At 68.9% G+C, this 21,238-nt stretch carries 14 protein-coding genes and 2 tRNA genes; 8 read left to right on the top strand and 8 right to left on the bottom strand.

The genetic code is table 11. The features are described from left to right. The first annotated feature begins 44 nt into the window (after positions 1–44). The 8 genes from CT3_RS01700 to recD all read left to right on the top strand — a co-directional run bounded on the left by CT3_RS01700 (position 45) and on the right by recD (position 12,466). Positions 45–120, top strand: a tRNA-Phe gene (locus tag CT3_RS01700). A 128-nt stretch (positions 121–248) separates the two neighbouring features. Continuing rightward, a tRNA-Phe gene (locus CT3_RS01705) sits at positions 249–324 on the top strand. 265 nt (positions 325–589) lie between these two features. Beyond that, the gene (locus CT3_RS01710) at positions 590–919 is read left to right on the top strand and encodes an iron transporter (protein WP_098066028.1); all 330 of its coding nucleotides are present in this window, start codon (positions 590–592) and stop codon (positions 917–919) included. Then, entirely contained in the window at positions 916–2,622 is a 1,707-nt protein-coding gene (locus CT3_RS01715; protein WP_066541616.1) for a PepSY-associated TM helix domain-containing protein, read from the top strand. The genes CT3_RS01710 and CT3_RS01715 overlap by 4 nt, the downstream gene beginning before the upstream one ends. After that, positions 2,619–2,951, top strand: coding sequence for a DUF3325 domain-containing protein (locus CT3_RS01720; RefSeq protein ID WP_066541618.1), 333 nt, complete (start codon positions 2,619–2,621; stop codon positions 2,949–2,951). Before CT3_RS01715 ends, CT3_RS01720 begins: the two co-directional genes overlap by 4 nt. A 127-nt stretch (positions 2,952–3,078) precedes the next feature. Then, entirely contained in the window at positions 3,079–6,627 is a 3,549-nt protein-coding gene (recC, locus tag CT3_RS01725) for an exodeoxyribonuclease V subunit gamma (RefSeq protein WP_066541620.1), read from the top strand. Then, the gene (gene recB / locus CT3_RS01730; RefSeq protein ID WP_066541621.1) at positions 6,624–10,412 is read left to right on the top strand and encodes an exodeoxyribonuclease V subunit beta; all 3,789 of its coding nucleotides are present in this window, start codon (positions 6,624–6,626) and stop codon (positions 10,410–10,412) included. Before recC ends, recB begins: the two co-directional genes overlap by 4 nt. Continuing rightward, entirely contained in the window at positions 10,409–12,466 is a 2,058-nt protein-coding gene (gene recD / locus CT3_RS01735) for an exodeoxyribonuclease V subunit alpha (RefSeq protein ID WP_066541622.1), read from the top strand. The genes recB and recD overlap by 4 nt, the downstream gene beginning before the upstream one ends. Positions 12,467–12,544: 78 nt before the next feature. Here the strand turns inward: recD and CT3_RS01740 are convergent, their stop codons facing one another. The 8 genes from CT3_RS01740 to CT3_RS01775 form a co-directional block, all read right to left on the bottom strand. Continuing rightward, positions 12,545–12,958, bottom strand: a complete 414-nt coding sequence (locus tag CT3_RS01740; protein ID WP_066541624.1) for a VOC family protein — start codon at positions 12,956–12,958, stop codon at positions 12,545–12,547. A 191-nt stretch (positions 12,959–13,149) separates the two neighbouring features. Then, positions 13,150–14,598 (bottom strand): aldehyde dehydrogenase family protein, encoded by a 1,449-nt coding sequence (locus CT3_RS01745; RefSeq protein WP_066541626.1) that lies wholly within the window; start codon positions 14,596–14,598, stop codon positions 13,150–13,152. A 156-nt stretch (positions 14,599–14,754) separates the two neighbouring features. Continuing rightward, positions 14,755–16,092, bottom strand: a complete 1,338-nt coding sequence (locus tag CT3_RS01750) for an enolase C-terminal domain-like protein (RefSeq protein WP_066541628.1) — start codon at positions 16,090–16,092, stop codon at positions 14,755–14,757. A gap of 45 nt (positions 16,093–16,137) precedes the next feature. Then, positions 16,138–17,103, bottom strand: coding sequence for a 2-hydroxyacid dehydrogenase (locus CT3_RS01755; RefSeq protein WP_066541632.1), 966 nt, complete (start codon positions 17,101–17,103; stop codon positions 16,138–16,140). A gap of 109 nt (positions 17,104–17,212) precedes the next feature. After that, entirely contained in the window at positions 17,213–18,172 is a 960-nt protein-coding gene (locus tag CT3_RS01760; protein ID WP_066541635.1) for a Bug family tripartite tricarboxylate transporter substrate binding protein, read from the bottom strand. Between the two features lie 48 nt (positions 18,173–18,220). Then, a complete protein-coding gene (gene kdgD, locus CT3_RS01765; RefSeq protein WP_066541787.1) occupies positions 18,221–19,132 on the bottom strand; it encodes a 5-dehydro-4-deoxyglucarate dehydratase in 912 nt (303 codons plus the stop codon). A 38-nt stretch (positions 19,133–19,170) separates the two neighbouring features. Continuing rightward, complete coding sequence (locus tag CT3_RS01770) at positions 19,171–20,148, bottom strand: Bug family tripartite tricarboxylate transporter substrate binding protein (RefSeq protein WP_066541788.1); 978 nt, start codon at positions 20,146–20,148, stop codon at positions 19,171–19,173. A gap of 161 nt (positions 20,149–20,309) precedes the next feature. Next, entirely contained in the window at positions 20,310–21,119 is an 810-nt protein-coding gene (locus CT3_RS01775; protein ID WP_066541789.1) for a FadR/GntR family transcriptional regulator, read from the bottom strand. Between the last annotated feature and the right edge of the window lie 119 nt (positions 21,120–21,238).

A 21,238-nucleotide genomic window follows, 5' to 3' on the forward strand; every position in this document is an offset into this window, starting at 1 on the left:
CTTTCCTGGTGGCCCCAAATTTGTGTATATAATCGAGAGCTTCAGGCCCGGTAGCTCAGTCGGTAGAGCAGAGGATTGAAAATCCTTGTGTCGGCGGTTCGATTCCGTCCCAGGCCACCAAAATTGAAAAAGCGGACGGTGCAAACCTTCCGCTTTTTTCATGCCGAAGTCCGCGTTGCGCAGTCCTGTGCATTGCGCGGGAAACTGGCCGAAAAGGCCTTCGGCAGGCCCTATAATTGTCCAGATGCGGCCCGGTAGCTCAGTCGGTAGAGCAGAGGATTGAAAATCCTTGTGTCGGCGGTTCGATTCCGTCCCAGGCCACCAGATACAAAGCCCCAGATCAGCCATGGTCTGGGGCTTTTTGCATGGCGCCTTCCGTGGCCCCGGACGGTGGCGGCCTCGTAAATCTCCGGTAAACGGTGTCGTATCGGTGCTGAAGCCGGGTGTGCCTCCAGGGGTAAATACTTAAAATAAGAATAATTATTATTTGCAGTTTGTGAGGAATGGTCGTGCAAGTGCAGCCACACCAGGGGGCCGGGTTGGGCCATCGAGGAATGACGGTGCCACGCCGGGTGCGCGGAGGCCTGCGGTGAGCGCCCCGGCCGGCAAGCAGGTGCCGCTGGCGCCGATGTGGCGCTACCGTGGGGAAGTGTTGCTGCGCGCGGTGTTCGCGCTGGGCGGGGGCTATGCCCTGAGCGCAGCCTGGGCCGCCGCAGCCGGTCTGGCTGCCGTGCAATGGCTGTCCATGTCCCGGATGGATGCCGTGATGTGGTCCACCGTGCTGTCGTTCGTGGTGTATGCCGTGGTGGTGCTGTGGGCGTTTGCCTGCGGCAGCACGCGCAAGGTGTGCGCCGCCATCGGCGGGGGCACCGCGCTGCTGGTGGCCGCCGCGTGGCTGCTGTCGGGAGGCCAGGCATGAGGCTGGACGGTAAACCCGAAGGACTGCGCCAATCGATGTCGTGGTTCCATACCTGGAGCGGACTGCTGCTGGGCTGGTTGCTCTATGCGGTGTTCTTCACCGGCACCTTGAGCTACTTTGTGGACGAGGTGAACGACTGGATGCGCCCCGAGCTGCATGTGTCCGTGCCCCAGGCCGACACGGCGGAAAAGGCGCTGGCGGGCATGCAGAAGCTGGCGCCGGATGCCAGCACCTGGACCATCAGCCTGCCCAGTGTGCGGCAGACGGCGGTGGCCGTGTCCTGGCGCCCGCAAGGGGCTCCGCAGGGGCGTGAAGGGCTGCAGCGGGCCTATCTGGATGCGGCCACGGGAGAGGTGATTCCCGTGCGCGAAACACGTGGCGGCAGCTTTCTGTACCGCTTCCATTTCGAGCTGTATGCCATGCCCCGGATCTGGGGGCGCTGGATTGTGGGCATCGCCACGTTCGTGATGCTGGTGGCCATCCTCAGCGGGGTGATCACGCACAAGAAGATCTTCACCGATTTCTTCACCTTCCGCCCGCGCAAAGGACAGCGCTCCTGGCTGGATGCGCACAATGCCACGGCCGTGCTGGCGCTGCCGTTTCACATCGTCATCACCTTCAGCGGCCTGCTGCTGCTGATGACCATGCTGATGCCCTGGGGCGTGCATGCCGTGTATGACGGCGATACCCAGCGCTTCAACGCGGAGCGGCGCGGCGTGGTGCAGAACGCCGCGCCACAAGGTGGCGCCCGCGAAGCCGGGCGTGAGGGACGCGAGGGCCGCGAAGGGCGTGCAGGACGTGCGGGGCAGGCGGACGCCGGTCCGGTCGCACTGGCGCCCCTGGGCCCCATGCTGCAGGCCGCACAGGCCCAGTGGCAGGGGCGCGGCGTGGCCGCCATCACGGTGCAAAACCCCCATACCGCCCGTGCCAGGGTGGAGCTGCGGGAAGAAGGTTCTTCCAGCCTGAGCAACCGCGGCAGCGGCCAGCGGCTGGTGTTCGACGGGGTGACCGGCCAGCTCCAGGAGGCGCCCGCGCCGCGCGTGCCCTCGGCCATCAACACTTTCATTGGCAGCGTGTCCGGGCTGCACCTGGGGCGCTTTGCCGACCCGGCCGTGCGCTGGCTGCTGTTTCTGTCCGGGGTGGTGGGCACGCTGATGGCGGCCACCGGCATGGTGCTGTGGGTGGTCAAACGCCTGCCGGAACGCCGCAAGCGCGGTTTCACGCCCAGGGGCCATCGCCTGGTGGAGGTGCTGAACGTGGCCTCCATCGCCGGCCTGTCCGTGGCGGTGGCGGGCTACTTTGTGGCCAACCGCTGGGTGCCGGTCGGTATCGCCGAGCGTGCGGAAACCGAGATCCACTGGTTCTTCGGCATCTGGCTGGCCTGCCTGGTGCATGCGGCGCTGCGCCCCCACGCCAAGGCGTGGCTGGAACAGCTGGCGCTGGCGGCCGTGGCGTTTGCCGCACTGCCGCTGCTCAATGCCGCCACGGGCGGTGCGGGCCTGTGGCACACCCTTGCCCGCGGGCAGTGGAGCGTGGCCGGCTTTGATTTGATGATGTGGGCGCTGGCGCTGTTGCACGCCGCGGTGGTCTACCAGCTGTGGCGGCGCCAGCGCGCAGCGCAACCGGCCAAGCCCGCAGCGGTGGCATCGGGTGGTTCGGCACTTCCCAAAACTGCGCTGCAGGCGCCGGAGCAGCAGCCATGAACACCTGGATTGCGTTGTTGTGGGGCGTGCCGGCGTTTGCGGCCCTGAGCCTGGCGATGGAGCGCCACCATGAGCAGATGGTGGGAGAAGAGCTCGGCATCCGCCGCATGTGGCTGTGGCGGGCGGTCGGTACCGCTTTGCTGCTGGGCTCGCTGCTGGTGTGTCTGCACGGCTGGGGCCTGTCGGTGGCGGTGGCCGCATGGCTGGGCGTGCTGACGTTCGCGGCCCTGTTCACCGGCCTGATGCTGACCTATGCACCGCGCCAGCTGCGCACCGTGGCCACGGTCTGCGCGGTGCTGGCCGTAGCGGGGCTGGGTCTGCTGCGCTGAGGCGCTGCTGCGGGGCAGCGGCCGGGGGCGGTGCGCTGGCGCACCCGGCCCGGCCGGCGCGTGGGACACGGTAAGCTCTCGGCTTTGACCAGCAGGCAGGTGCCTGCCGGCATCTGCAGGAGAGCATGTGGCAGCAGCGCAGCAAGCACCAGACACAGCATGGCAGCCGGGCCTGATTGCCCTGCACGGCAACCAGACCGAGGCCCTGGCCGATACGGTGCTGGCGTGGCTGGCGGCGCACCCGCTGCAGGCGCTGGAGCCCGAGACCGTGCTGGTGCAAAGCAATGGCATGGCCGAGTGGTTCAAGATGCGCATGGCCGACACGCTGGGCGTCTGTGCCGCTGCGCGGGTCGAGCTGCCGGCACGCTTTGTCTGGCGCAGTTACCGGCAGATCCTGGGCAAGGATGCGGTGCCCCGTGAATCGCCGCTGGACAAGACACCGATGATCTGGCGGCTGATGCGCCTGCTGCCGCAGTGCCTGGCGCTGCCGGAATTCGCCCCCATTGCCAACTTTCTGCGCCCCGGCGAACCCCAGCGCCTGCTGCAGCTCGCCGAGCGCCTGGCCGATCTGTACGACCAGTACCAGATCTACCGTGCCGACTGGCTGGAGGCCTGGGCTGCCGGGCAGGATGTGCTGCGCAACCCCGGCCGCCCGGATGTGCCCGTGCCCGCCGTGCAGCAATGGCAGCCGGCGCTGTGGCGTGCAGTGCTGGCAGAGCTGGAGCCACATGAACGTGCCGCCACCCGCCCGGCGCTGCTGGCGCGGGTGCTGGGCGCATTGCAATCCGGCCAGCCGCCGGTGAGTCCGCTGGCGCGCCGTGTGGTGGTGTTCGGCATGGGCCAGATGCCGCTGTCGCTGATGCAGTTCCTGAGCGGGATTGCGCAGCACAGCCAGGTGCTGATTGCGGTGCCCAATCCCTGCCGTTTTCACTGGGCCGATGCCATCGACGGGCGCGAGCTGCTGCGCCAGGAACGCCGTCGCCATGCGCACAAGGGCGGGCGCGATCTGGCGCAGATCCCGCTGGAAGCCATGCACGCCCATGCCCATCCGCTGCTGGCCGCGTGGGCCCGGCAGAGCAGGGACTATGTGCGCCAGCTCGATGCCTTCGATACCACCAGCAGCACCGCCGCCCAATGGAACTGGCCGCGGGTGGATGTGTACGACGAAGCCGACGCCCAGGATCTGGCCCAGGCACCGCTGCTGACCCAGGTGCAGCAGCGCATCCGCGACCTGGTACCGCTGGCGGAGCACCCGCCGCTGGCGATTGCGGCCAGCGACCGCTCCATCGTGTTCCACACCGCGCACGGCCTGGTGCGGGAGCTGGAGGTGCTGCACGACCAGTTGCTGCAGCTGCTGGCCCAGCCGCCGGGTGCAGGCCAGGCCGCGCTGGCACCACGCGATGTGGTGGTCATGCTGCCGTCGATTGAAGAGGCCGCGCCGGCGGTGCGCGCCGTGTTCGGCCAGTACGGCCGCCACGATGCGCGCCATATCCCGTTCGATATTGCCGATGTGGGGGCTCGCGCCAGCAGTCCGCTGGTCACGGCCCTGCAATGGCTGCTGCGCCTGCCACAGCAGCGCTGCCGTCTGAGCGAGCTGTGCGACCTGCTGGATGTGCCGGCCGTGGCCGACCGCATGGGGCTGGCGGCCGATGCACTGCCCCAGCTCACGCAGTGGATGGCCGGGGCGGGCATCCGCTGGGGGCTGAACCATGCCCAGCGTGCCCAGCTGGGGCTGCAGGCCTGCGGTGACCCCAACAGTGCCTGGTTTGGCCTGCAGCGCATGCTGCTGGGTTACGCCAGCGGCGGGGCCATGGATGTACCGGCCCAGGCATTCTCCGGGATCGAGCCCTACGATGAAGTGGGGGGGCTGAGCGCCGAGCTGGCCGGCAGCCTGGCCAGCCTGCTGCAGCGCATGCTGCAATGGTGGCAGACGGCGCAGCAACCCGCCGCGCCGGCGGTGTGGGCCCAGCGCTTTCGCATGCTGCTGGAGGACTTCTTCCGCAGCCGCAGCGATGAAGACCAGGCCTTGCTGGCCGCGCTGGACCAGGCCCTGGTGCGCTGGCAGACCGCGTGCGAGCAGGCCGGATTCGAGGCCGACCTGCCGCTGGTGGTGGCGCAGGAGGCCTGGCTGCAGGCGCTGTCCGAGCCGGCGCTGGAGCAGCGCTTTCGCGCCGGTGGCGTCACCTTCTGCACGCTGATGCCGATGCGCGCCATCCCGTTCGAGGTGGTGTGCCTGCTGGGCATGAACGACGGCGACTATCCGCGCCGCGCCAGCCGGTCCGATTTCGACCTGATGGCCCAGTCCCAGCAGCAACGCCCGGGCGACCGCGCCCGGCGCGACGACGACCGCCAGCTGATGCTGGATGCACTGCTGTCCGCACGCCGCATGCTGTACATCAGCTGGGCCGGGCGCCATGTGCGCGACAACAGCGAGCAGCCGCCGTCGGTGCTGGTATCCCAGCTGCGGGACTACCTGGCACAGGGCTGGCAGGGCGATGCCGCGGCGCAAGGGGATTTGCTGGCGCAGCGCACCCGGCAGCACCCGTTGCAGCCGTTCAGCCGCCGCTATTTCGAGGATGGCTCGCCGCTGCACACCTATGCCCGGGAATGGCATGCGGCCCATGCCGCGGACAGTGCCGCCACGGCACCCGGCATGCCGCCGCTGGAGCTGGACCCGGACGTGCCCTTGAATCTGGCGCGCCTGGCGGACTTTCTGCGCCACCCCGCCCGGGCGTTTCTGCGCCACCGGTTGCTGGTGCGCTTTGAGCAGGAAGACGAGGTGGTGGTGGACGACGAGCTGTTCCAGGTGGGTGGCCTGACCGCCTACCAGCTGGTGCAGCAGCTGCAGCAGGATGTGGTGGCCCTGATGGCCGGTGCTGCACCGGTGGATGTGCCGCAGCAGGTGGCCCTGCAGGTGCAGCGGCTGGCGCGCGCCGGCCGCCTGCCGCTGGCGGGCGTAGGTGCGCGGGAGGCCGAGGCACTGCAGCAGCAGGTTGTCCCCTCGCTGCGCTGCTGGCAGGCGGTGATGCAGGACTGGCCGCAGACCGCGCCCCGGCAGCGGGTGCTGCTGCGCGAAGGCGAGGTGGTGCTGGACGACTGGCTGGACGGCCTGCGGCAACGGCCCGATGCCATCTCCCTCGGGGACGGCGAACGGGGCGGGCATTTCGACCAGGCCTGGTTTGCCATGGACCCGCGCACGCTGCTGGACAAAGAGGGGGCGGTGCGGCCCGACAAGCTGCTGGGCTTTTATGTGCGCAGTCTGGCGCTGTCGGCCACGGGCAGCCCGGCGCTGGGCTGTGTGGTGGCCCGCGACACGGTGCTGTGGGCGCTGCCCATGGCCCAGGCCGACGCCCAGGCCCGGCTGCAGCAGCTGATGCAGCTGTGGCTGCAAGGCCAGAACGCCCCGCTGCCCTTGCCCCTGCGCACCGCCATGGCGGTGGCCGCCGGCGATCTGCAGGCGGCCGAGCAGGCCTATGCCGGCAGCCATGTGCTGGACGGCGAATGCCAGGACCCGAGCTGGGCGCGCTGCTACCCGGGCTGGGACGAGCTGCTGGCCAGCGGGGCGCTGGACACCCTGGCGCTGGCCGCCTATGGGCCGCTGCTGGACTGGAGCAGCACCTGCCTGTGGGTTGATAGAGGCACACATGGCGTGCACGCTGGGGAGCCGTCCGCATGAGCACCGTGAACGCCTCTTACACGTCCAGCGGCCATGTGCTGGACGCCATCCGCTTTCCGCTGTGGGGCTCGCGCCTGATCGAGGCCAGCGCCGGCACCGGCAAGACCTGGACCATTGCCGCGCTGTATCTGCGCCTGGTGCTGGGCCATGGCGGAGAGCAGGGCTTTGTGCGGCCGCTGATGCCGCCCGACATTCTGGTGATGACCTTCACCCGGGCGGCCACGCGCGAGCTGTCGGACCGCATCCGGGCGCGCCTGATCGAGGCCGTGCAGTGCTTCCGCGGCGAGGCCGAACCGGCAGCGCACGACCAGTTCCTGCGGGAGCTGCGCGACGCCTATCCGCAAGGGGCCGTGCGCGAGCAGGCGGCCTGGCGGCTGGACATGGCGGCGCAGTGCATGGATGACGCGGCCATCCACACCATCGATGCCTGGTGCCAGCGCATGCTGCGCGAACACGCGTTCGACAGCGGCAATCTGTTCGATGAGGTGCTGGAGCCGGATGAAAGCCAGCGCCAGATCGAAGCCGCCCAGGACTACTGGCGCCAGCAGTGCTACCCGCTGTCGGGCGAGTTGCTGGAACAGGCCCTGGCCGTGTGGCCCCATGTCGGCGCACTGGTGGCCGATATGCAGGCCTTGCTGCGCGTGCCCGTGCCACCGGCGGCCGGGGCGGGCACGCTGGCGGCCTGCATTGCCGCTGCCCAGGCGCAGCAGACACAGACCTTGCAGGCCCTGGCCGCCGGCTGGGAGCAAAAGGCACAGGACCTGGAGGACTGGCTGGACGGCCAGCTGGCCCACCACAAAACCGCCTGGAACGGGCTGAAGCTCAAGCCGGCCAACTACAAGGGCTGGCTGCAGACCGTGCGCCGCTGGGCTGCCGCGCCCCACCCGGATCTGGCGGCGCAGCTGAAAACCGGGGCCACCCGGCTGGTGCCCGCCGGTCTGGAGGAGGCGCGCAAGGGCGGTGCGCCGGTGGATCTGCCGCCGGCATCGCAGGAACTGGCCGAGGTGCTGCAGGCCCTGGCGCAGCTGCCCAGCCTGCGCAGCAGCTTGCGCCTGCATGCGGCGGCCCAGGTGCAGCTGCGCCTGCAATGGCTCAAGCAGCAGGCTGGCACCTTCGGCTTTGCCGACATGCTGCAGCGCCTGGACACGGCACTGGCCGGCGACAACGGCCCGGCGCTGCGCGCCAGCATCCAGGCCCAGTACCCGGTGGCGCTGATCGACGAGTTCCAGGACACCTCGCCGCTGCAGTACCGGTTGTTCGACCAGATCTACCGCACCCGGGACAACAGCACCGACAGTGCGCTGCTGCTGATTGGCGATCCCAAGCAGTCCATCTACGGTTTTCGCGGTGCCGACATCTACAGCTACCTGCAGGCGCGGCAGGCCACGGCCGGGCGGCACTATGTGCTGGGCACCAACTACCGCTCCACCCAGGCGCTGGTGCAGGCCATCAACCACTGGTTTGCCGGTGCGGAGCAGCGCCCGGGCGAGGGTGCTTTCATGTTCCGCACCAGCAGCGCGCAGAACCCGCTGCCGTTCGAGCCGGTGGCCGCCCAGGGCCGGCGCGAAGTGCTGATGGAAGGCGCTACCTCGATGCCCGCGCTGACCGTGGTCTGGGATGGCGAGGTCAGCGCGGAGCCGCTGAGCAGCGATGCCATTCGCCGGCGTTTTGCCGTGCATTGCGCCGACCAGATCGTGCGCTGGCTGATGGATGCCTCCACCGGCTATGCCGAGGACGGTCAGCCTTTGCAGCGCCTGCGCCCGGCCGATATTGCGGTGCTGGTGCGCACTGGCAAAGAGGCGGCGGCCGTGCGCCGTGCACTGGCGCAGCGCGCCGTGGCCTCGGTCTATCTGTCGGACCAGGATTCGGTGTTTGCCAGCGATGAGGCACAGGACCTGCTGTACTGGCTGCGTGCCGTGGCTGCCCCACTGGATGCCCTGGCCGTGCGCGCCGGCCTGGCCACCCGGCTGATGGGCTGGTCGCTGGAAGCCCTGGCCCAGCTGGCTGCCGATGAAGAGGCTTTCGACGCCCACAGCGAACAGCTCAAGGAGCTGCATGGCATCTGGCTGCGCCAGGGGGTGCTGGCCATGCTGCGGCAGACGCTGTACCGCTTCCAGCTGCCGGCCCGCTGGCTGGCCAGCATCGGGGGCGAGCGCCGGCTGACCAACTACCTGCACCTGGCCGAGCTGCTGCAGACGGCCAGCGCCCAGCTGGAAGGCGAGCAGGCCCTGATCCGCTGGCTGGCCACCGAGGTCGACAGCCCGGGCGGCGGCGGTGAGGCGCAGATCGTGCGCCTGGAAAGCGATGCCGACCTGGTCAAGGTGGTGACCGTGCACAAGAGCAAGGGGCTGGAGTATCCAGTGGTCTGCCTGCCGTTCGCGGGCAGCTTCCGTGCGGTGGAAAAGCGGGGCACGGCCTATCTGTCGCTGCCGGTGCAGGGCGAAGCCGGGCCGGCGCGGGAACTGGTGCTGGACTTTGACAGCACCCAGCTGGCCCGTGCCGACAGGGAGCGCCTGCGCGAAGACCTGCGTCTGCTGTACGTGGCGCTGACCCGGCCACGCCATGCGCTGTGGATGGGCATGGCGCCGATGAAACGCGGCAATGGCAAGGCCTGCGTCAACGAACAGGGGGCGGCCGGCTATGTGCTTGCCGGCGATGCCGTGCATTCCGTGCAAGGCTGGCGTGCCCAGCTGCAGGCCCTGGCACAGGGCTGCCCGGAGATCCGCGTGGTGGATGCCCCGGCCGAGCTGCCGGCGGTGCAGCGCTGGCAGCCTCCAGCGGCTGCGCCGGCCTTGCGCCCGGCGCAGCCGTATGCGGCGGAATTCGACCGCCGCTGGGGCATTGGCAGCTTTTCGGCGCTGACCCGTGCCATGGCGGCCGTCAGCGTGCCGGTGCTGCCGGTGGTGGCGCTGCACCCGGCCGATGACGAAGTGCCGTCCACGGCCGGCGATGCCACGCCACCGCCATCCGACCTGGGGCTGGAGGGGCTGCCGTTGCCTTCCGCCGACACCGGTACCGCCGCCGTATGGCACCGCTTCATGCGCGGCCCGGTGGTGGGAAATTTTCTGCACGACCAGCTGGAATGGCTGGCTGGCGAAGGTTTTGCCCTGCCGCCAGCGCCGCCTGACGAGGGCGCTGCGCCGGACGAGCTGGAAACCCGGCTGTTGCGCCGCTGTGAACGCGCCGGCCGCAAGGACCAGGGGCTGGATGTGCTGCGCTGGCTGCGTGCCGTTGTCCACCAGCCGCTGGTGCCGCTGTCGGTCAGCCTGGCGCAGCTGGGCCAGGAGGGGGCGGTGCTGGCCGAGATGGAGTTCTGGCTGCCCGTGCAGCAGCTGTCGGCGCCACGCATCGACGCCCTGTGCCGCCAGTTCATCCTGCCCGGGATGGAGCGCCCGGCGCTGCCGCAGCGGGAGCTGCACGGCATGCTGATGGGCTTTGCCGACCTGGTGTTCTGCCATGCGGGTCGTTACTGGGTGCTGGACTACAAAACCAACCACCTGGGGGCCGATGCCCGCGCCTACAGTGCCGAGGCCCTGGCGCAGGCCATGCTGGAGCACCGCTATGACGTGCAGGCTGCGCTCTACCTGCTGGCGCTGCACCGCTTGCTGCGCAGCCGCCTGGGCGATGCCTATGTGCCGGCGCAGCAGCTGGGCGGGGCCCTGTATTACTTTTTGCGCGGTATCGACGGCGTGACACAAGGCATGCAGGTGCTGCCGCAGTCCCCGGATCTGCTGCGCCTGCTGGATGCGCTGGATGCCCAGTTGGGCGAGGAGGTGCTGCCATGAAGGCCAAACGCGTGCGCGATGTGCAGACCCTGGACCTGTTTGCGGCGCCGGAACTGAGCGTGGCCGACAGCCTGACGGTGCTGGACCGTTTCAGCGATGCCGGCCTGCTGCGCCGGCTGGATACGGCCCTGGCCCGCTTTGTGCACAGCCAGGATGCAGCGGCCGAGCCGGCCTTGCTGGTGGCGGCCGCCGTGCTGGCGCAGATGGAAGGACGCGGTCACAGCTGCCTGCCGCTGCAGGCGCTGGTGCAGGCCCCCAACAGCGTGCTGGCCTGGCCGGCCGAGGCACTGGCGGCGCAGCAGGCGCTGTGGGCCCAGCTGCCCTCGGATGTGGCGCCGTGGCTGGCGACGCTGGCGCGCAGCCCGGTGGTGCGCGTGGTGGGGCGCGACGCCGATGCCGGCCAGCCCCTGGTGCTGCTGCCCGGCGCCGAACCGCTGCTGTATCTGCGCCGCTACTGGGATTACGAACGCACCGTGGCCGAGCACCTGGCCCGCCGCACGACGGTGGAGGGCCAGGCCGTGGACGATGCGGCCGTGCGCCACTGGCTGGACCGGCTGTTCGGGCCGCCGCAGCCGCAGGCGCCCCTGGACTGGCAGAAACTGGCCTGTGCGCTGGCGCTGCGCGGGCGGCTGTCGGTCATCACCGGGGGGCCGGGCACGGGCAAGACCTATACCGCCGCGCGCCTGCTGGCGCTGCTGTTTGCCACGGCGCCCGATGCGCAGCAGCTGCGCGTGGCGCTGGCGGCGCCCACGGGCAAGGCGGCCGCGCGGCTCAAGCAGTCCATCGATGCGGCACTGCTGCAGTTGCACGACGCGGTGCAGCCCGGACTGGACCTGAAGACGCTGGTGCAGCGCATGGGCGCCGCCCGCACCTTGCACGCGCTGCTGGGCGCACGGCCGGACACCCGGCATTTCCGCCACCATGCAGGCCATCCGCTGGATGTGGACGTGCTCATCGTCGATGAGGCATCCATGGTGCACCTGGAAATGATGGCGGCGGTGCTGCAGGCGCTGCCGCCCACCGCGCGGCTGGTGCTGCTGGGCGACAAGGACCAGCTGGCCTCGGTGGAGGCCGGCGCCGTGCTGGGCGACCTGTGCCGTGGCGCGCAGGACGGCGGCTACCTGCCCGACACCGTGGCCTATGCGCAGCGCGTGGCGGGGCAGAGCATTGCGCCCGCCTTCACCACGGCGCAGGCCGCCACGCCCCTGGCCCAGCACACCGTCATGCTGCGCGAAAGCCGGCGTTTTGGCGGGCCTATCGGTGAGTTGGCGCTGGCCGTGAATGCGGGCGATGCGGCGCAGGCGCAGCACCTGCTGCTGGAGCAGACCCGCAGCGGGCTGGACGGTGCGCTGTGGGCCCACCAGGGCGGTCCGGCCACGGCCATTGCCGCCATGGCGGTGCAGGGCCGGGGTACGCAGGCCGGCTATGCCGCCTACGCCCGCCAGCTGCAGGCCGGGCGTGCCGCGCGCTGGGACAGCGAGGCCGCGCACCAGGACTGGGTGCGTTCGGTGCTGGCGGCGTTCGACCGCTTTCGCCTGCTGTGTGCGGTGCGTGAGGGCGACTGGGGCGTGGCCGGACTGAACCGTGCCATCGAACAGGTGCTGGAGCGGCAGGACCTGCTGCGCAAGGATGGCGAGTGGTACCTGGGCCGGCCGGTGATGGTGACGCGCAATGACGCGCAGCTGGGCGTATCCAACGGCGACATCGGCATGGCCCTGCCCAGCTGGGCCGATCCCGCGCGCCTGCGCGTCTACTTTGCGCAAGGCGAGCAATTGCATGCCGTCAGCACCGCGCGGCTGGCGCAGGTGGAAACGGCGTTTGCGATGACGGTGCACAAAAGCCAGGGCTCGGAGTTCGAACACACGGCCCTGGTGCTGGCCGCGCAGGGCGGCCATGTGCTGAACCGCGAGCTGGTCTACACCGGCATCACACGCGCGCGCCAGGCGTTTTCGCTGTGGTCCGAAGGGCCGGGGCTGCTGGCATCGGCCATTGGCAGCCCCACCCAGCGCAGCAGCGGCTTGCTGCGGTTTCTGGGCGCTCCGCCGGCGGCGTGAGTGCAAGGCGGCTGCAGGCATGCACCGCCTGCTGTCCGCCGAGGAGGCGCGGCAGGGTGTCCGCCGGCCGCTGCGGGGTCAGTGGGCGTAGACCGCGTCCCAGCTGGTGAAGCCTTTGACTTCGATGGGGTTGCCGCTGGGGTCGTAGAAGAACATGGTCCACTGCTCGCCGGGTTCGCCTTCGAAGCGCACCTGGGGCTCCAGCACAAACTGCGTGCCGGCAGCCTTCAGGCGCTCGGCCAGGGCCAGCCATTCCGGCTTGAGCAGGATCACGCCCAGGTGGGGCATGGGCACCATGTGGTTGCCGACCTTGCCGGTGTTGGCCACCGCAAAAGGCTGGCCCAGGTGCAGCGAGATCTGGTGGCCAAAGAAATCGAAATCGACCCAGGTGTCGGTGCTGCGGCCTTCGCGGCAGCCGAGCACGCCGCCGTAAAAGCGGCGCGCGGCGTCCAGGTCGGTCACATGGTAGGCAAGGTGAAACAGGCTTTGCATAGTGGGCAGAAGATAGCACCCCCGGCCGGGCCTGCCGGGCAGATATTGTCATGCCGGTGTCAACGGGCTTGGGGTCGTGCAGGTGCTGCTGCACCCCTGGGCGCAGGGCGGCAGGCCCTGCTGCGGCGAGCGTCCGGCATGCCCCGCACGCCCGTGCGGAGGGCCCCCGGGGCGCGCTGGGCCGTTGCGGGTCAGGCCAGCGTGTAGGCGGTCTTGACCGTGGTGTAGAACTCCTGGGCGTAGCGGCCTTGCTCGCGCGGACCGTAGCTCGAGCCCTTGCGGCCGCCAAACGGCACGTGGTAGTCGACCCCGGCCGTGGGCAGGTTGACCATCACCATGCCGGCCTGGCTGTGGCGCTTGAAGTGGGTGGCGTACTTCAGGCTGGTGGTGGCAATGCCGGCCGACAGGCCGAAAGGCGTGTCGTTGGACACGGCCAGGGCTTCGTCGTAGTCCTTGACGCGGATCACGCTGGCCACCGGGCCAAAGACCTCCTCGCGGTTGATGCGCATGCCGGCTTCGGTGTCCACGAACAGCGTGGGCGCCATGTAGAAGCCGTCCTTGCCGCTGCCCGTGTGGCAGGCCACGCGGCTGCCGCCGGCCGCCAGGCGCGCGCCTTCGGCCTTGGCGATTTCCACATACGACAGATCCTGCTCCAGCTGGGCCTGGCTGACCACCGGGCCCATGTCGGTGCCGGCGGCGCGCGCATCGCCGACCTTGATCTTGGCCATGCGTGCCTGCAGGGCTTCGATAAAGGCGGGGTAGATCTTGTCGGTCACGATCAGCCGGCTGGATGCCGTGCAGCGCTGGCCGGTGGAGTAGAAGCCGCTTTGGGCCGACAGTTCCACGGCCTGGTTCAGGTCGGCATCGTCCAGCACGATCTGGGGGTTCTTGCCGCCCATTTCCAGCTGCACCTTCTTGCCGTTCTTCACGCAGGCTTCGGCAATGCCGCGGCCCACGCCCACCGAGCCGGTGAAGCTGATGGCCGCCACGCCAGGATGGTTGACCAGGGCCTCACCGATCACGCGGCCGCGGCCCATGACCAGGTTGAACACGCCGGCGGGGATACCGCTGCGGTGGATGATGTCGGCCAGGGCCCAGGCGCTGCCGGGCACCAGATCGGCCGGCTTCAGCACCACGCAGTTGCCGAAGGCCAGGGCCGGGGCGATCTTCCAAGCGGGGATGGCGATAGGGAAGTTCCAGGGCGTGATCAGGCCGACCACACCGATGGGTTCGCGCGTGATCTCCACGCCGATGCCGGGGCGCACCGAAGGCACGGTCTCGCCGGACAGGCGCAGGCATTCGCCGGCAAAGAACTTGAAGATCTGGCCGGCGCGGCCAACTTCGCCAATGGCTTCGGGGCGGGTCTTGCCTTCTTCGCGGGCCAGCAGCTCGCCCAGCTCTTCCTTGCGTGCCAGGATTTCGCTGCCGATCTTGTCCAGCGCGTCGGAGCGGGCCTGGATGCCCGAGGTGGACCAGGCCGGGAAGGCGGCCACGGCGGCGGCCACGGCGGCCTGCACGTCCTGCGCATCGCCCTGGGCGTAGTCGCCGACCACATCGGACAGGTCGCTGGGGTTGGTGTTGGGGCTGTAGGTGGCGGCGGCCGTCCATTGGCCGTTGATGAGGTTGTCGTAGCGGGACATGGAGTTCTCCGTAAGAAAAAGAGGCAAAGGGCAGGGCGGTAGCCGCTGGCGCGGTCCAGGTGGGGGCGCCAGGCAAGGGCCGCCCCGCAGCGTTGGCGCCGTCCCCCTCCCGCGCAGCGAGAGAGGGGGAAGCGGCGCCAGCCGCTCAGGGGGTGCTTAACGCACCATGCAGGGCCGCTTGTTGTCGAACTTCCAGCCGGGGATCAGGTACTGCATGGCAATGGCGTCGTCGCGTGCACCCAGGCCGTGCTCCAGATACAGGGCGTTGGCGCGCTGCAGCGCGGCGCGGTCCACGGTCACCCCCAAGCCCGGGGTCTGGGGCACTTCGACGAAGCCGCCACGGATCTGCAGCGGGTTCTGCGTGAGGTACTGGCCGTCCTGCCAGATCCAGTGCGTGTCGATGGCCGTGACCTTGCCGGGCACGGCGGCGGCCACGTGGGTGAACATGGCCAGCGAGATGTCGAAGTGGTTGTTGGAGTGCGAGCCCCAGGTCAGGCCCCAGTCGCGGCAGGTCTGGCCCACGCGCACGGAGCCGGCCATGGTCCAGAAATGGGGGTCGGCCAGCGGGATGTCCACGGACTGCAGCGACAGGGCGTGCACCATCTGGCGCCAGTCGGTGGCGACCATGTTGGTGGCCGTGGGCAGACCGGTGGCGCGACGGAATTCGGCCATGACTTCACGGCCCGAGAAGCCGCCTTCGGCGCCGCAGGGGTCTTCGGCATAGGCCAGCACGCCGTGCATGTCGCGCATCAGGCGGATGGCATCCTTGAGCAGCCAGCCGCCGTTGGGGTCCAGGGTGACGCGGGCTTCGGGGAAGCGCCGGGCCAGCGCGGTCACGGCTTCGACCTCCTGCTCTCCGGCCAGCACGCCGCCCTTGAGCTTGAAATCGTTGAAGCCATAGCGCGCATGGGCGGCTTCGGCCTGGCGCACGATGGCTTCGGGGGTCATCGCCGTCATGTGGCGCACCTGGGTCCAGCTGTCCGTGCCCAGCGTGTCCTCACCGGGTTTCACATAGGGCAGGTCGGTTTGGTCGCTGGGGCCCACGAAGAACAGGTAGCCCAGCATTTCCACGCGATCGCGCTGCTGGCCTTCGCCCAGCAGGGCAGCGACCGGCACGCCCAGGTGCTGGCCCAGCAGGTCCAGCAGCGCGGATTCGATGGCCGTGACCGCGTGCACGCCGATGCGCAGATCGAACGTCTGCAGACCGCGGCCACCGGTGTCGCGGCCTTCCAGGGATTTTTGCACCGCCTGCAGCAACTGCAGGTGCTGGCCGATGGAGCGGCCGATCAGCACCTGCTTGCTGTCCTCCAGCGCCTGGCGAATGCCTTCGCCGCCGGGGACCTCACCCACCCCGGTGTGGCCTGCACTGTCGTGCACCAGCACGATGTTGCGGGTGAAGTAGGGCGCGTGCGCGCCGCTGAGGTTCATGAGCATGCCGTCGCGGCCGGCGACGGGAATGACTTCGATCTCGGTGATGGTCGGGGTAGTGGACATGGAGGGCTCTTCAACAGACGCAGGGAAAAAAGGGACCGCAGGACATCACTGTGCGGCGGACCAGGGCACCTCGGCTGCGGGGCGCCCTGTGGCGATGAATTGGTCCAGGTTGTGCAGCACGAGGTCTGCCATGGCGCGGCGGGTTTCGTGCGTGCCGCTGGCGATGTGCGGGGCCAGCACCACGTTGTCCAGGGCCAGCAGCGCGGGCAGGGGGTGGGGCTCGTCCTCGAACACGTCCAGTCCGGCGCCGGCGATGCGCTGGTGGGCCAGGGCATCGGCCAGGGCGGCCTCGTCCACCACGCTGCCGCGGGCCACGTTGACCAGGAAGCCTTGCGGACCCAGGGCAGCCAGCACCTCGGCATTCACCAGGTGGCGCGTGCCTTCGCCGCCGGCGGCGGTGATGACCAGGATGTCGGCCCAGCGTGCCAGCTCCAGCAGCGAGGGCAGGTACAGGTGGGGCGAGCCTTCGACCGGGCGGCGGTTGTGGTAGGCCACTTCCATGTCGAAGCCCGAGGCGCGCCGCGCCACGGTGGAGCCGATGCGACCCATGCCGAAGATGCCCAGGCGCTTGCCGCTGGCGCGCGTGCGGATGCCGAAACGGCCCTGGCTCCAGTCACCGCGGCGCACGAAGCGGTCGGATTCGCTGAGACCGCGGGTCGCATCTAGCAACAGGGCAAAGGCCAGGTCGGCCACGCAATCGTCCAGCACGCCGGGGGTGTAGCCCACGCGCGCGCCGCGTTGCAGCAGGGCGTCCTTGTCCAGGGAGTCGAAGCCCACGCCGAAGCTGCTCACGAACCTGAGGTTGGGCAGGGCCTGGACCACGCGGGCGGGCAGGCCCATGGCGGCCGAGGTGACCACGTATTCGAATTGCGCGCCGTGCTCGGCCAGGAAACGGTCGGGATCGGCCTGCTGGGACAGGATGTGCACGTCGTAGCGCTGGGCCAGGTCGGTGTCAAGCTGGGGCAGCGGCATCTTGCCGTACTGGAGAACGCGTGGTCGGGAGAGCGCCATGCCGGGGAATCCTTGAGATGGGGTTGGCAGCGCCGGGTCAAGGGTGGGCTGCCACGGTGGGAGGGTGCGGCCAGAAGCCGCCCCATGGTGTTGCGCTCGATCCGGCCGTTCAGTCGGCGGTGATCTTGCGGGTTTGGATCAGCTGCTTCCAGCGCTCGTTTTCCTGGGCCTGAAAGCGGGTGAACTCCTCGGGAGTGTTGCCCACGATTTCCAGCCCCTGTTCCATGAAGCGCTTGCGGAGTTCGGGCTGCTGCACGGCGGCGATGGCTGCCTTGGCCAGCTTGGCCTTCACGTCCGCCGGCAGACCCTTGGGGGCGGCCATGCCTTGCCAGGAATACACCTCGGCGCCTTTGACGCCGGCCTCGGCCAGGGTCGGCACATCGGGCAGCACCGGAGAGCGCTGGGTGCCGGTCACGGCAATGGCGCGCAGCTTGCCGCTGCGCAGGTGCGGCAGCACCGCGTTGACGTTCTGGAATGAGAAGTCCACCTGGCCGCCCAGCAGGTCGGTGATGGCCGGGGCGCCGCCCTTGTAGGGCACGTGCATGGCTTCCGTGCCGGTCTGCTGCCAGAACAGCTCGGCCGACAGGTGGTCGGAGGAGCCGTTGCCGGAGCTGGCGAAGCTGAGCTTGCCGGGCTGGGCCTTGAGGGCGGCAATGACCTCGGCCACGGTGCGCGCCTTCTGCGATGTGCTGGCGACGAGGACGTTGGGCGCTTGCACCGGGATGGTGATGTAGTCGAAATCCTTGGTGGCGTCGTAGGGGACGTTCTTGATCAGGTGGGGCGCCACCACAAACGGGCCCAGCGAGGCGACGAGCAGGGTGTAGCCGTCGGCCGGGGCGCGCTTGACGGCGCCGGCACCGATGGTGCCGGTGGCACCGGGGCGGTTTTCCACCACAAAGGGCTTGCCCAGCTGTTCACCCATGCTCAGGGCCACGGCACGGGCCACCATGTCGGTGGAGCCGCCGGCGGGGAAGGGCACGATGACGTTGACGGGCTTTTCGGGGAAGTTGCCGGAGGCCTGGGCGGTGAGCGAGAGCGCGCAGCCCAGCGCAATCAGTATTTTTTTCATGTCTTTGTCTCCTGGGGCCGGCGGCTGCACGCAGCCGCCGGGGCCGGTTTATTGGGGACCGAGCTTGTCGATCAGGGCCTTGAGCTCTTCCATCTCATGGGGCTTGAGGTCCGACAGCGGCGCGCGCACGGGGTCGGCATCATGGCCGACGATCTTGGCGCCGGCCTTGATGATGCTGACGCCGTAGCCTTCCACGCGGTTGCGGATCTTCAGGTAGGGCATGAAGAATTCCTTGAGCAGCTTGTGCTGCGTGGCCTGGTCGTCGGTGCGCACGGCTTCGTAGAACTGCATCGCCGTCTTGGGGATGAAGTTGAAGACGGCCGAGGAGTACACGGGCGTGCCCAGCGCCTTGTAGGCGGCGGCATAGACTTCGGCCGTGGGCAGGCCGCCCAGGTAGGCGAAGCGGTCGCCCATCGCCATGAAGATGGAGGACATGGTTTCGATATTGCCCATGCCGTCCTTGAAGCCCACCAGGTTGGGGCAGCGCTCGGCCAGGATGGCCAGCGATTCGGGCGTGAAGCGGGAGCGGTCACGGTTGTAGACGATGACGCCGAACTTCACGCTCTTGCAGACCTGTTCCACATGGGCGATCAGGCCTTCCTGGCCAGCCTCGGTCAGGTAGTGGGGCAGCAGCAGGATACCGTGGGCACCCAGGCGCTCGGCTTCCTGGGCGTGGGCGATGGCGGTGCGGGTCGGGCCGCCGGCGCCGGCAATGATGGGCACCTTGCCGCGGCAGGTGTCCACGGCGGTCTTGATGATCTGGCCGTATTCCTCGCCGTACAGCGAGAAGTATTCACCGGTGCCGCCGGCGGCGAACAGTGCGCTGGCACCGTAAGGGGCCAGCCACTCGAGACGTGCGGCATAGCCCTTGGCATTGAAGTTTCCCTGGGCGTCGAAGTCCGTCACGGGGAAGGACAGCAGGCCGGAGCTCATCACGTCTTTGAGGTCTTGGGGAGTCATGGTCATCCTTGAAAAAGCAGACAAAAAGATCTGGCAGCTCAATCGAGCTGCAGTTGCGCGGTTTGCACCACGGTGCGCCAGCGGGCACGCTCGGCGTTGAAGAACTTGTCGGTTTCGGTCGGGGTCATGGTGACCACCTCGGCGCCCTGGCCGGTCAGGCGGGCACGGACTTCAGGGGAGCGGATGGCGGTCAGCAGCACCTGGTTCACGCGCTGCACCACGGCTTCCGGTGTCTTGGCCGGCAGGACCACGCCCTGCCAGGTGCCGGACGCAAAGCCCTGGGCCCCTTGTTCCGCCAGGGTGGGCACATCGGCAATCAGCGGCATGCGGGTGCTCTTGGAAATGCCCAGCAGCTTGAGCTTGCCGCTTTGCACATGCGGGTAGGTGGCCAACATGCCGTTCATCAGCACCTGGGTCTGGCCGGCCACGGTGTCCTGCACCGATTGCACGCCGCCCTTGTAGGGCACATACACCCATTTGGCGCCGGTGAGGCGGGCCAGCTCCACCCCCGCCAGATGGGGGGCGCTGCCGTTGGCCGTGACGGCGAAATTCAGGTCCTGCTTCTTGGACAGTGCAACCAGCTCCTGCAGGTTGCGCGCCTGCACCGAGGGGTGGACGACCAGCATGTGGGGCGAGTAGGCCAGCATGGCGGCGCCACGCAGGTCCTTGGACGGGTCGAAGCTGAGCTTGGTGTAGACCGCCGGGGAAATGGCCAGGGCCCCCAGGTCGCAGAGCAGCCAGGTGTAGCCATCGGGCTGTGCACGGGCGACGAATTCCGCGCCCAGATTGCCGTTGGCGCCGGGCTTGTTTTCAATCACTACGGTCTGCTTCAGTTCCTGCGAAATCAGCTGGCCGATGGAGCGGGCAATGATGTCGGAGCTGCCGCCTGGCGGGTAGGGCACCACCAGCCGGATCGGCTTGCTGGGCCAGTTATCGGCAGCCAGCAAAGGGCTTGCCAGCAGGCTTGCTGCTGTCAGTGCCAGCAGTGAGCGCAGAACGCGAGAGCGACGGACCATGGTGCTTGTCTCCTTTTTGTGGTCAGTCATCATACAACTCAAGACGGTGTGCTTCCAAGCGGTTTGGTACTAGGGGAAACACGGAATCGGCGGGTGTGCCGCGGGGTGGTGCACGCAGACGGGGCTGCGGGCGACGTGCCCCGTCCGGTGCGGGCTGCGGGTCAGGTGTCGGAGGGCAGGTTGGCGGCCTGGCTCAGGCGCTGGGCCAGGCGCAGGCGTTCGCGCGAATTGGTCAGGTGGATGCGCATGGCAGCGCGGGCCGAGTCCGCATCCTGGCGCTCGATGGCGGAAAAGATTTCCTCGTGCTCCCGGTTCACGCGGCGCAGATAGTCGGGGTCGCGCGGGGAGGTGTGGATGGAGGTGATGCGGTTGCGCGGAATCAGCAGGGTGCCGAAGTGTTCCAGGATGTCCCGGAAGTAGCGGTTGCCGGTGGCCTGGGTGATGCTCAGATGGAACGCCAGGTCATGCTCCACCGTGTCGTTGCCTTGGGCGAAATGGTATTCAAAGGCCTGCAGCGCTGCGCGCATGGCCTCCAGGTCCTGCGGCTGGCGGCGTTGTGCCGCCAGGCCTGCGGCCTCGGTTTCCAGGCTGATGCGCAGCTCCAGCACGGCCAGCACGTCGACCGATTCGCTGAGTTCGTGGGCGCTGAGCACGGGGCCCGGGTTGTGCTGGGCTGGCAGCACAAAGGTGCCGATGCCGTGGCGGGTTTCGACCAGGCCTGCCGCCTGCAACTTGGACAGCGCTTCGCGGACCACGGTGCGGCTGACATCGTAGCTGCGCACCAGTTCGGACTCGGTGGGCAGCTTGTCGCCCTCGCGCAGCAGGCCCTGCCGGATCTTGTGGCCGAACTCCTCCGACAACAGGCTGGCCAGGTTGCGGCTGCCACGCCCGGCCTTGCTGCGCAGGGCGGCGCCCTCTGGCAGAACCGAAGGGGGGGAGGCTTGGGGTAATTCCGATGTCAGGCTGCGCATGGCCATGATGATAATCGTTTTATGTTGTATGACAACGTACTACGTGGCCGCGCCATCCGGCGTACCGCAGGGCCGTGATGGACCGGACCCTGGCGTGCAGCACCGGGCGTGCGAACACA

It is taken from the genome of Comamonas terrigena NBRC 13299 (genome assembly GCF_006740045.1).
Taxonomy (GTDB): Bacteria; Pseudomonadota; Gammaproteobacteria; order Burkholderiales; family Burkholderiaceae_C; genus Comamonas; species Comamonas terrigena.